This window comes from Oleiphilus sp. HI0080, from assembly GCF_001635135.1.
Map to the genome: position 1 here is coordinate 1 of NZ_LWFU01000604.1, position 11,453 is coordinate 11,453.

The window sequence follows — 11,453 nt, forward strand, 5'->3', positions numbered from 1 at the left end:
TAACTGCGAGAGCAGAGGTTCTCTGCTCATGCTTCGAGCCAAGGCCGATGGAAACGGCAAATGCGTCCATGCTCAGTGCAACCGCTAAAATTAAGACTTCAAACATTTATTGGTCTCTAAATTTGGGGCTTAGCTTTCTGAAGATTTGAGCGCTACAGTTTGGGCCATTGCTTGATTTCCTTCTTTTCCCAAAGCTTTGATCACTCCTTGTCGGTTTTCACCGCTTTGATTCTGGCTGACTTTCCATTTGCCCTGCATTTCGTCGACGCTTACGCGTATACCAACAATGGCATTAAGCATTCGGTCAATATACTCTCGGGGAGCATCGCTGACCTTCCAGGGCTGTTTTCGGCTTTGTTCTTGCGCTTGCGTAAGTGTATCAACGATAGCGAGAAGTTCTTCTTTGTTGTGCGTAAATTCAAGCGTTCCGCTTACATGGACGGCGGTGTAATTCCACGTTGGTACAATTTTATGGTCACGCTGTTTGTTGGGGTAGTAACTTGCAGATATATAGGCTTGTGGGCCCTGAAAGGTGACTAATACCTTAGTGCCGTTCGCTATGTTTTGGTGCAGTGGGTTCGCCTTCGCAATGTGGCCAATAAGCAAGATCTTCCCATCGCGTTCTTCAACGAGCATGGGTAGGTGATTAGCCTCCAAACCTGCTTTGGTATTGCATACGAGCGTAGCAAGCGGGTGCTCTTTGATCAGTGCGAACATTTGATCACGACAATCGACTTTAAATACTTTAGGAATGAACACAGACGTTCTCTTTGATTTGCAGGTAAGCTTATATTAGATGGGAATGGCAGTATTGGTGCAACTAGATCAGCAGTGATTTGCCTAGGTTTGTTGGCTTTTCAAAAGTTTTCGGTATTTATGTCGTTGCAGGTAATGATCAACAAGCTCTGCGTTAGGCGTGTCGACAAAATGCTGATCAATGCCTTCCATCCACTTAATTGCTTCAAGAGATTTCGTTACTGGTTTGGCGAGAGCTAGCGTTGCGCCATTTTGAAAGACATCAAGCGCTTGCGGCATAGGGTGTGATGCGAGTGAACGTGCAAGAATGTAGCCCATCGTAAAGGCGGTTGCCAACCCCCAGCCAAACCCGTAGTGAAAAGAGAATGCAGACTCGCCGACAAAGGCAACGTTGTCTGTATATAGTTTCTCTACGCTGTTCTGTGCGAACGGCATCCAAGGCAAATTTCCTGTTTCGAGATGGAATGGTTCGTCTTCCAGGCTGAGTTCTTTACTCAGAAAATTTGCGATTTCTTCGGGTGTTTTACTTTCAAAATCGCCATTTAAATAACACGCTTCTGTCATCTCCATAATAACGATTTGACGGTGGTCGGACTGAGGGTATGTGATCATTTGAATCACGCCATGCTTTGTGGATACCGCCCAGAACTTGGGTTTATGGTCGATGCTTGGGGATTCATTGAAGTACCAGCAAAAGCGGATGTTTGCCGAGGTCGATTTGGCATCGAGTTCGCTCGTATAGCGTTTGCGAACCAGGCTGCTCACGCCATCGGCAGCGATGAGTAGATCGCTACTACTTTTTAGACGCGATACATGCTTTAGTTCTATCTTTTTCTCAATGATGCGTACGCCACAGCTCAGAGCCTGTGTACGTAAGTAGCGCATTAGCTGATGTCGGGTGACTGTGTATCCAAGCTCGAAAGGTTTGTCTTGGATATGGTCATCAACGCGAACCGATGCGCGTCGAAGCTTCGGTGGCGGTGTGCCTTGAAAAATTGAGTTCATGAACTCAGCATCGACCTTTCGAAGTAGATCTAGATGCAAGCTCTGGAGCACATAGCCGAGGCCCAGTGAATTCACAGTCTCGTTTTCTGCTTCGTATACTTTTACCCTCGCAGTAGGTAGGACTTGTCTAATTGCGATCGCGCAATACAAACCAGCAGGGCCGCCACCTATGATGCTTACTTTCATATGCTTCTACTGCGCTGTCTTGTGTCGGAGGTATACGGTAAAAAAAGCCTCGTAGCTTTCTGATTTGCGTTGATTCGTTGCATCAATTTGCTAGCGATATCCACCGTAACCAAGTCCATATCACCAAGCATCATGATGAGGACTTGGTCTTTTAAGCGATCTATTCTAAAAGGATTTAGTTCTCTATTGTCAGCGTAGTTGTTTGTTTGGAAACGATGCTGACGTTATAGCTATTTGAAAAGATCATTGAGGCGAATTCGTTGTCATCGTTGATGTCGATAGACGCATCGCAGGTGAACGCCGCCGTATAGGGGCCCGCTGGGATAAATCCAAGCTCAAACTCGTAGTTTGATGTGTCGTTGTTATAGGTCACTGTCGCAGAAGCAAGTGGATCACCTGCATTTCCCTGCAGATCCTGAATCGTTGCATCTTCGCCAGTGAACAAATAAACCGCATTGCCCATATCGTTATTAGGGCCGTTATTGATGCAATTAACATCTTCAACAAGGTTATCCGCGACAGTGCCTTGTAACGCGCCTGCTTCGAGGTTATCGACCAGTCGCAAGGTAGGGCGTAACTTGTAATTGCCATTCGCCAGCGTTACAGATTTACGCAAATCAAAATCAACCGTAAAGCTATTGCTGCTGCCGGCGCCAATGGTAAAGCCTCTTTGAAGTTTAAGACCTGTTTTATCTGCGCTAGGAATCTCAAGCGGGAATAGAGGGCCATTACCAATTCGGATACTTGAATCATCGACACCTAAACGCATCCATTGATAGTCGCCTGCGACAAGCGTGTGGTCTTCAAAAAGCACCAATTGAGCATCGCCTTGATAGTCCAGAAGATTGAAAGACTGAGGCGGGTCAAGCGTGATGACTTTGTCTTCAGCACCTTTTAGCTCGATGGACGAAATGGTTACATTCACTTCAGAGGCATTTTCAACCGGACCATCTGTAATACCTAAAGAAAGAGTGCCGGTTTCTGTTGAGCTGCTACTGCTGCCACATGCGCTTAGGAGGGGCACTAATAATGCAATCGAAGTGGTGGTTTGAAGCGTCTTCTTAATAGAGCGTAGTCTTGTCATGGCAGATCTCCTTCACTTCCGATCTTTGTTGTTTCTACTCGTGATCTTATCGTAACCACTTGGTTGCTTAAATTCTATTCTGTATGTTCAGCCTGTATATGCGGTCACACAGAGCGCATCCGAAATAAGCGCTAGCAGGGATAGTTAGCTTGTCACCATTAGATCATCCCTTCTTCAAGTGCGACGGCTATGGCTTCGGTAAGTTCTTTGGCTTCGGTTAAAAAGCGATGATCAAACTCACCTTTTAATACAAGAGGTTCTTGAACCCAGCGCCAACGAAGGCCAGTAGTAATTGTTTGAAGTGCTCGAACGGTGCCGGTGCCATCGTTACCTGCACGGACAATTGCCGCGACTGGCATGCCCTGCTTTTCTTCGAGCACGTCGTAGTATGTGCGATCGAAAAAATCTTTCATGGCGCCAGACATATATCCAAGGTTTTCGGGGGTGAACAAGAGGATGGCATCGGCATCTAACGCATCTTGCGCCGTGCTCTCAAAAGGGCTCTTTATGACGGTTGTGATAGAGGCTGTCTGAGTGCCTTCCTCAATAGCTTGTAGCAGAGCTTGAGTGTTTTTAGAGGGGGCATGAGCAATAACAAGGAGCTGTTTTGTCACAATATCCTCCTTAAAAGAATGAGGGCAACGCAGACTTTACGCTGCCCTCGAGTATACTTTGTTGCAGAGGTTTAAGCGTAGCTTTCTGCAACTGCTGCGATGGCCGCTTCGCCATCACAAGAATAGCCTTGTTCATTCAGTACGCTGGCAAGCGCAGAGATGCAAAGCTCGACGTTCTCACGTTTACATGCGCTGCCCATCAGACCGATACGCCAGGCATTGCCTGCAAACTTTCCAAGCCCTGCGCCAATCTCCAGATCAAACTGCTCAAGTAAGGCACCGCGCACTGCAGCGTCGTCTGCACCTTCTGGAATCTTGACGGTGTTCAGCTCTGGTAAGCGGTGTGCTTCGTCTACGATCATTTCAATGCCAAGCACGCTCAAGCCTGCAACTAAGGCTTTGTGGTGCTTCGCATGACGCGCCCAGGCATTTTCTAAACCTTCTTCACGCACCATGACCAACGATTCGTGCAGCGCATACAAGCTGTTTACCGGTGCCGTGTGGTGATAGGCCCGCTTGGGCTGCGCTTCACTTTGTTCCCAGTAAGCCATTACGAGCTTCAGATCCAGAAACCATGAGTCGTTGGTATGTGTACGGTTTTGGATTTTCTCAACGGCTTTTTCGCTGAAGCTCACTGGCGATATGCCAGGTACACAAGACAAACACTTCTGTGTGCCTGAGTAGATGGCATCAATGCCCCAATCATCGACTCGCAGCTCAATACCTGCCAGTGACGTCACCGCATCAACGATGGTAAGACAGTTATGTTTACGAGCAATCTCGCATAGCTCTTTTGCATCTGATCGAACGCCTGTTGATGTCTCTGCATGCACGAAGGCCAGCATCGATATTGAACTATCCGCAGCAAGCGCTTCATCCACTTTTGCCGGACTCACGGCCGTGCCCCATTCAAAATCAAGCGTCGTCACTTTGGCACCGGCACGTTTTGCGACCTCGGCCATACGGCCACCAAAAACACCGTTGATGCAAACCAATATGTGGTCATTGGGATCAACCATGTTCATAAAGCATGTTTCCATACCCGCTGAGCCTGGCGCTGATACAGGAATAGTCAGCCTGTTTTTCGTCATGAACGCATATTGCAGCAGTTCTTTGATCTCATCCATTAGAGCGACAAACGCTGGGTCAAGATGGCCGATGGTTGGTTGTCCAAGAGCTTTTAATACTCGAGGAGAAACATCGGAAGGGCCAGGGCCCATGAGAACTCGGTGAGGGGCATGAAAGGTTTGCATTGGTTCGACTTGTCCTGTCTTTTTTGTAAGTTGCTTAAGAATAGTGATCTTGCGTTCAGGTTCTTGCGTCTAGGTCACATTGCGGCGACTCAATCGCTGGCTGAAGAGAAGCAGCTGCGCAGTTTAACACGATTTTGAAAAGTGATGACCGGTCGGTCAGGATCTGGAGGTTCATTAAGCAGTTTGGCAAGCCATGGCTGAGAGCTCGATGGCAGTACTTCAGGGCGAAAGATTGCATCACCCTGAAATACGCGTTTTTTATGCATCAAGCCTAGGCGACTATTTTGCGCGTTTTAGGCTATTTTTCGTAAAGTCGCCATCTTCCAGACCCGTTTGAAACTGATAGTTGGACCAAGCCAAATCCGTACTCTTGCCCGTTTGGTGGTTATCCATTTTCATTAATGCCGGTCGCCAGTATTGATCGAGATATTGTTCATAGCCTTCAAAGTCGAGTGTCTTTAGCAGAGACTTCTTGCGATCATAAAACTCGATTTTAATGGCGCGATACTCCTCTTGATCAATCCATGTGATTTGCTTGGTGTAGCCGGAGTACTTATCGGTGGGGATGCGCTCGACAACAAAACACTGCAATTCTCCGCATGCCTCATCGCGAAGATGCGTGTAGCTGTACTTCTCGACTTCCTGCGAACTGAGATCTTCAAATGCGAATTCGCTGCCCATAAACGGACCTGACTTGTTTCGTGAAGCAATGCGCTTAACGCGCTTTAAAGCTGGGAGATAAAGCCATTGATCGTCAGCATCGACTTTGTGCGAGAAGGTAAGCAAGGCCGTACCGCGAACATCTTTTGGCTCGTCAAAGATGGTCATACTTTTGTCGCCATCATCTTCCACTTCCAAGCTTCGTACCCGCAAAGAGCGAATACTTTCTTCCCCCTGCTTATTACGCAGCGTCATGATCATGTCCGCAGTGGAATCTTTCCAGCCCGTATTGCGCTTGTCCATCTCAATGGCAATGGCGAGCCCTTTTTCTTCAGGTGTTTCAGCAAGCGCGATCTGGCTTGTTAGTAGACCCGATACGAGCAGTAAAAAAGCGGCAAACGTAGATTTGATAGTCAAAGGCATGCTGTATTTCTCCTTGTTGATATTCTTTTCCAGCGTGCGCACAGAGTACGCGCAGCGCAGGGAGCTCTTCAAGGAGAATTGTTCTGTATTCTGGATAGGGGCGTGGAATAGTCTGTTCAGCGACTGAGACTTGCCGGAGTGACGCGCAAAACCTCTTCGATCGTTGTCTGTCCGCTAGCGACTTTATGTGCACCGCTAAGCCGGAGCGATTGCATGCCTTCTTTAATCGCAAGTTTACGCAATTCCATGATATTGGTTTGATCATGGATGAGCGCTTTCATTTGCTCACTAAGCGGCATAACTTCGTAAACGCCTGCACGGCCTCTATATCCGGTGTTTCTGCACTCCAAACATCCAACAGGTTTACAAGCGCTTTTCGGCTGACTGGTCTTCCATGGCGCGGTCAGTTCTGCCCACGCTGTTGCGTCAAGTTTGGTCTTGGTCTTGCAGTTAGGGCACAACGTACGCACAAGCCTTTGCGCCATCACCCCGAGTAAGGTCGCGCGAATTAAATAAGGTGGAATGCCGAGTTCAAGCAGACGGCTGACGGAGCTCGGCGCGTCGTTAGTGTGCAAGGTGGAGAGCACCAAATGGCCGGTTAATGCAGCCTGCACAGCCATCTCGGCAGTTTCGAGATCTCGAATCTCGCCAACCATGATGATGTCCGGATCTTGTCGCATAAGTGCTTTTAAACCGTCAGCAAAGCCCAGATCAATGTTGTTTTGAACCTGCATTTGATTAAACGCAGGCTCGATCATTTCAATTGGGTCTTCGACAGTACTGACGTTCACTTCTTGCGTTGCAAGCTCACGTAGCGTGGAGTAAAGCGTAGTGGTTTTACCGGAGCCTGTCGGGCCTGTTACCAGCACAATGCCGTAAGGTTGTTTGGTCATTGCTCGCCAACGATTTAGATCTTCATTAGCAAAACCAAGATCGGCAAAGGTGCTTTGCAGTACCTGCGGGTCGAAAATACGCATGACCAGCTTTTCGCCGAAAGCGGTAGGTAGGGTGGATAAGCGTAACTCTATCTCTTTGCTGTCAGCGTTTTTGGTCTTAATGCGACCGTCTTGTGGCTTGCGTTTTTCGGCTACGTTTAAGCGGCCTAAAATCTTCAGCCGACTCGTGACCGCTATCCCGACTTTTGCAGGAAACTCGTAAACAGGATGCAACACGCCGTCAATTCGAAATCGCATATTCACGATTTCTCGACGTGGCTCAAGATGTATATCGCTTGCACGTTGGTCATACGCGTATTGCAGCAACCAGTCCACAATGTTCACGATGTGTTGGTCGTTCGCATCTGGGTTCGTGTTGTTGCCGCCAAGCTCCAACATCTGTTCAAAGTTCTGCGTATAGCCGCTTTGGTCTGAATCAACGCCCGCTTTGTTTACCGATTTGGCGAGTTCATAAAACTCGACGGTGAAGCGTCTGAGGTCAGAAGGGTCTGCAACAACACGGCGGATCTCTTTTTTCAGAACGTGTTTTAGATCGTTTTCCCAATCGTTTGAAAATGGCTGCGCACTGGCAATTACAACTTCGCTCGCAGTGACCTCAACAGCCAAAATTTGGTGGCGCTGGGCGAAAGCGAACGACATGACTTGGGAGGTTTTTAAAGAATCGACTTTGAGCGGATCAATGTTGTAGATATCTTGTCCCGACCAATCGCTTAGCCAGTCGAGCAAGAAGGGCATATCGACTTTTACGCCACCGTTCTGGGCGTCTAGGCTCGCTCCTGCGACGATCTCAAGCGGATGCAGTTGAACGTGCTTTTGACCGCGAGGTGAGCTTAGTAGCTTGTCCGCGTCTTCTTTTGCCAGAATGCCATCGTCGATCAATTGATTGACGGTGCGGCTAAAATCAAGAATAAAAGAGGCTGCGCGTTGCTGCACGTAGTGTTCCTGCTCGTTGTTTACTTCGAGGTAAATATTGAGGTCTTATAGTGCTTTGCCCAGCATTTTTTGCCATTTTACAAAATACATGGCTGCCATAAACACGACGATTGTGGTGAGGGTGATAAAACTGTCAACCCAAACACTTTCGTCACGCATGTAAGCATCGACAAAAGCGCGCGTGAAATAGAACAGCACGATAAAGCAAAGCCAAACGTAAGACCGTAACTTATTTAAGAGTAGGCCAGGAAGTACAATCAGCAAAGGGATAAATTTCACCCCAAGTACCAGAAAGATAGACACGCCTTCAGGCGGACCGGGCACAAAGGACGAAAAAGCCAGAGCCGCGAGCAAAACAAAATACGCCACTTTTGTTGTAAGCGCGGCGCGTTCGCTTTTTATACAAAGCGATGCGTTTGGTTCAGATGCTGTGTTTGTCATATTGAAGATGGCCTTTTGATAGAAAAAATAGTGTCACTAGGTGCTCAGAAGCACGTGCGTTTAAAGCAACTAGGAGAGCTTTAGAGCGAGCTGCGCAAGGCGCTTTCCCATCGCTTGGCAGAGAGTGCTCTCATGCTCACTGAGTTTTGAGTCGCTGTTCATTTCGGTGTGCGATGGTCCGTAAGGTGTGCCGCCGGTGGATGTTTCGTGCAAGGCTTTCTCGGTATATGGTAAGCCTGCGATCACCATGCCGTGGTGCATCAACGGAATCATCATTGACAGTAAAGTACTCTCTTGGCCGCCATGCATCGAACCGGTAGACGTGAAAACGCTGGCAGGTTTGCCCGATAAAGCACCTTGCATCCATAAGCCGCTCGTGCCGTCTAAAAAATACTTTAGAGGTGCTGCCATATTACCGAAGCGGGTAGGGCTGCCCAACGCCAGGCCACTACAATGTTCAAGATCTTCTTTTGTGCAGTAAACCGCGCCCTCGCTCGGAACGGCCGGTGCGACTTGCTCGCATTCCGCGGAAACAGCCGGTACGGTGCGAATGCGAGCTTCGATACCGGAAACCGACTCAACTCCACGGGCAATCTGATGCGCCATGTTCTCGGTCGCACCGTTTCGCGAATAAAACAAAATCAGAATGTAGGGCGCGTTTTCCATTAGATGAGATCCAGCACATTTTCAGGTGGGCGGCCGAGTATCGCTTTGTCGCCCGCAACGACTATAGGTCGCTCAATGAGTTTTGGCGCATCGACCATTGCTTGGATCAACGCATCTTCGCTGAGAGAGGTATCTTTCAAGCCTTTTTCTTTATAGGCATCCTCACCTTTGCGAAGGAGCTCCCGCGCAGAAATTTCTAGCTTGGCTAACAGCGATCCAATTTCCTCTTTAGAAGGTACGTCTTGAAGATAGAGTTTGATCTCTGGCGTGATGCCTTTCTCTTCAATCAGGGCCAGCGTTTGACGAGATTTTGAACAGCGTGGGTTGTGATAGATACGAATGTCTGTCATTTTTTATGTATTCCGTGAAATTAGCTAAGAGAGTGGTTCGAGTTGACCGACTCAATACGAATATAACGTAATGGTGCCGAATGATAACAATAAGTGCTGCCCTAAAAAATTCTTTTAGAAACATAAATCTAATGCTTCTTATGATTGCTTGCATCTGCGTGCAAGGCTGTAGTGACGAAGTAGGTGCACAGAGCCAAGCAAATCCAGAAAAGCGGGAGAAAATATTCAAGCTTTACGGTGGGACAGAGCAGCCTTTTGAAGCGATAGATTCTCCTTATGTGCTTATGAATTATTGGGCGAGCTGGTGTAAACCCTGTGTAAAGGAAATTCCAGAACTTAATGCGCTCGACAAGCATCCAAGTGCGGCCGTTTACGCGTTTAATTTTGATCGCCTAGAGGGCGAGAAACTTCTGGCAGAAGCGAATAAGTTTGGTTTGGATTTGCCCATGCTTCTTAACGAGCCCGCGCCACTCTTTGGCGAAGACTCTCCCGCGGCTTTGCCTGCAACGCTTGTAGTCAATACGCAAACTGGCGAGCAACAATGGTTGATGGGCGCGCAGACCAAACAGAAAATACTGTCTGCGCTAGGGCTTTAACGTGGGGGGTCGATCTTCCCGTTTTGCGAGGTATTAACCCGGAACCAGCCTGCAATGGAATGCCTGTCGCGTTTCGCAGGTAATACCTCATGCGGGAACTCTTCACTCAGAAAGGTCACAATCGTGCCAAGCAACGGCAACACCTTAGTGCCGTCTACATCGTGATCGTCTTTGTAGAGTACAAGCTCGCCACCATCGTGTGAGGTCCAGCCAGGGTTTAAATAGACGACCACAGAGAGCACGCGGTTGGCTTCTCCCTTAAACGCATCAACATGGCGTTTGTAGTATTGCCCTTCTGCATAGTGTGCAAAATGACTTTCAAATGAGAATAATCCAAGGAATAGTTTTCTGTTCAAAAACGCTTGCAGGTCGGATGCCCAATTAAGCCACTGATTACCCGCATCCGATTCGCCTGTGATCCAGCATATTTCATCAGTACGAACAAACTCATTGTGCAGAAAAGCTTCGCCTCGGCCAATTCCCGCAGGCTCGTAATTCTCTTCAGCCATGGTGAATGCGTGTTCCATTAAGGTGCTACTCAAGTGTTCAGGAAGTGCATACGGTCGGACGCTATAGCCCTGACGTTCAAGATCGTTGGCGATTAGGCCAAATAAAGCGTCGTCTGAAGTGTTGTCGTGATCGGATCGAGAGAGCGCAAAATGTGCAGCCAAGTAGATGTTCCTTGGGGGTACGCGTGCTTTAAGCCACTGTTGTAAAACGGGGCGATAGAATACGTTTGTTTAAGGAAAACGCAAAGAGAAAAGTATTGGTTTATCGAGAGGGGACCCTACTCTTTTTTTACATTCATCGTAATTAGCGCGGTAAAGCACTTTACGCCCTCGTCGTTATAGGCGGCGACGGGCACTTCAATCTTGCCGGTTTGAGTGAAGTCGATATCTTCGGCTTCGCACTTCACCACTAAATCTGTTTTTGCTTTTACTAGATACTCTACCTTCATGCCTTCTGGTATCCAGCGAGTGCCATCGGGTGTCGAAACTTCGGTCGCAATACCGCCAACAAGTTCAGCGGCATTGCACATGGCAATGGCATGAATACAGCCAAGATGGTTATGTACTTTTTTCTGGTTCTTTAACACCGCCTCGCAGTAACCAGGTCTTATTTCCGTGACCAAGGGGTCGATGGTCGAGAAGTAAGGAGCAAGTTGTGCGACACCCGCTGAGAAGCCTTCTGGTCCCATTTGTTCAAACATTTTTAAATACTGGTTCATGCGCTTGCTTCTTCGTTGTGAGTCTTATGCTCAGATGGAATCTTGGTGTATGGCGTCGCTGTGTGCACTTTATTTGTGCTTATAAAGCCGAGAGTATTTTGCCAGAGCGAGTCTTTGAATTTCTCTTTGAAAAAGCCGGTATGGCCAATGTGCTTTGCGCCTATGTCTTTCGGTTTGATTTGCTTGACGGTGCAATCGGCGGTTTCAAAGAAGCCGAGTAGGTGATTTATGTTTTCGAGCGGAGCGAGTAGGTCATCGCTAAAAGCAAGCGAAAGTATCGGTATATCTATCTCTTTATAGGC

13 protein-coding genes and 1 pseudogene are annotated in these 11,453 nt (G+C 48.0%); 1 reads left to right on the forward strand and 13 read right to left on the reverse strand.

Annotation, left to right across the window (positions count from 1 at the left end; translation table 11 throughout):
- Positions 1–129: 129 nt before the first annotated feature.
- From A3751_RS13320 to arsC, 10 genes are all read right to left on the reverse strand, one after another.
- A complete protein-coding gene (locus A3751_RS13320; RefSeq protein WP_068456867.1) occupies positions 130–759 on the reverse strand; it encodes an FMN-binding negative transcriptional regulator in 630 nt (209 codons plus the stop codon).
- A gap of 81 nt (positions 760–840) precedes the next feature.
- Positions 841–1,947, reverse strand: a complete 1,107-nt coding sequence (locus A3751_RS13325; RefSeq protein WP_068456870.1) for an FAD-dependent monooxygenase — start codon at positions 1,945–1,947, stop codon at positions 841–843.
- Positions 1,948–2,122: 175 nt separating this feature from the next.
- On the reverse strand, positions 2,123–3,031 hold the full coding sequence (locus tag A3751_RS13330) for a DUF4382 domain-containing protein (RefSeq protein ID WP_068456873.1): 909 nt from the start codon (positions 3,029–3,031) through the stop codon (positions 2,123–2,125).
- A gap of 158 nt (positions 3,032–3,189) precedes the next feature.
- Positions 3,190–3,645, reverse strand: a complete 456-nt coding sequence (locus A3751_RS13335) for a flavodoxin family protein (protein WP_068456874.1) — start codon at positions 3,643–3,645, stop codon at positions 3,190–3,192.
- A 71-nt stretch (positions 3,646–3,716) separates the two neighbouring features.
- Entirely contained in the window at positions 3,717–4,898 is a 1,182-nt protein-coding gene (locus A3751_RS13340) for an alanine--glyoxylate aminotransferase family protein (RefSeq protein WP_068456878.1), read from the reverse strand.
- A gap of 279 nt (positions 4,899–5,177) precedes the next feature.
- The gene (locus A3751_RS13345) at positions 5,178–5,981 is read right to left on the reverse strand and encodes an outer membrane lipoprotein-sorting protein (protein WP_068456881.1); all 804 of its coding nucleotides are present in this window, start codon (positions 5,979–5,981) and stop codon (positions 5,178–5,180) included.
- A gap of 116 nt (positions 5,982–6,097) precedes the next feature.
- Positions 6,098–7,870 (reverse strand): GspE/PulE family protein, encoded by a 1,773-nt coding sequence (locus A3751_RS13350; protein ID WP_156492444.1) that lies wholly within the window; start codon positions 7,868–7,870, stop codon positions 6,098–6,100.
- 45 nt (positions 7,871–7,915) lie between these two features.
- Entirely contained in the window at positions 7,916–8,311 is a 396-nt protein-coding gene (locus A3751_RS13355; RefSeq protein ID WP_068456885.1) for a DUF2069 domain-containing protein, read from the reverse strand.
- A gap of 69 nt (positions 8,312–8,380) precedes the next feature.
- On the reverse strand, positions 8,381–8,977 hold the full coding sequence (gene wrbA, locus A3751_RS13360) for an NAD(P)H:quinone oxidoreductase (protein ID WP_068456887.1): 597 nt from the start codon (positions 8,975–8,977) through the stop codon (positions 8,381–8,383).
- Positions 8,977–9,327 carry an arsenate reductase (glutaredoxin) gene (arsC, locus tag A3751_RS13365; protein ID WP_068456890.1) on the reverse strand — a complete coding sequence of 117 codons (351 nt, stop codon included), beginning with the start codon at positions 9,325–9,327 and terminating at the stop codon, positions 8,977–8,979. Before arsC ends, wrbA begins: the two co-directional genes overlap by 1 nt.
- Positions 9,328–9,458: 131 nt before the next feature.
- Between arsC and A3751_RS13370 the strand changes: the two genes are divergently transcribed.
- The gene (locus tag A3751_RS13370) at positions 9,459–9,923 is read left to right on the forward strand and encodes a TlpA disulfide reductase family protein (protein ID WP_068456894.1); all 465 of its coding nucleotides are present in this window, start codon (positions 9,459–9,461) and stop codon (positions 9,921–9,923) included.
- Here the strand turns inward: A3751_RS13370 and A3751_RS13375 are convergent.
- From A3751_RS13375 to A3751_RS23575, 3 genes and pseudogenes are all read right to left on the reverse strand, one after another.
- Complete coding sequence (locus A3751_RS13375) at positions 9,920–10,594, reverse strand: 2OG-Fe(II) oxygenase (RefSeq protein ID WP_068456897.1); 675 nt, start codon at positions 10,592–10,594, stop codon at positions 9,920–9,922. The genes A3751_RS13370 and A3751_RS13375 overlap by 4 nt on opposite strands.
- Before the next feature lie 116 nt (positions 10,595–10,710).
- Positions 10,711–11,151 (reverse strand): hotdog fold domain-containing protein, encoded by a 441-nt coding sequence (locus tag A3751_RS13380; RefSeq protein WP_068456900.1) that lies wholly within the window; start codon positions 11,149–11,151, stop codon positions 10,711–10,713.
- A pseudogene (locus A3751_RS23575) lies at positions 11,148–11,453 on the reverse strand (hypothetical protein); the annotation flags it as partial. The gene A3751_RS13380 and the pseudogene A3751_RS23575, both read right to left, overlap by 4 nt.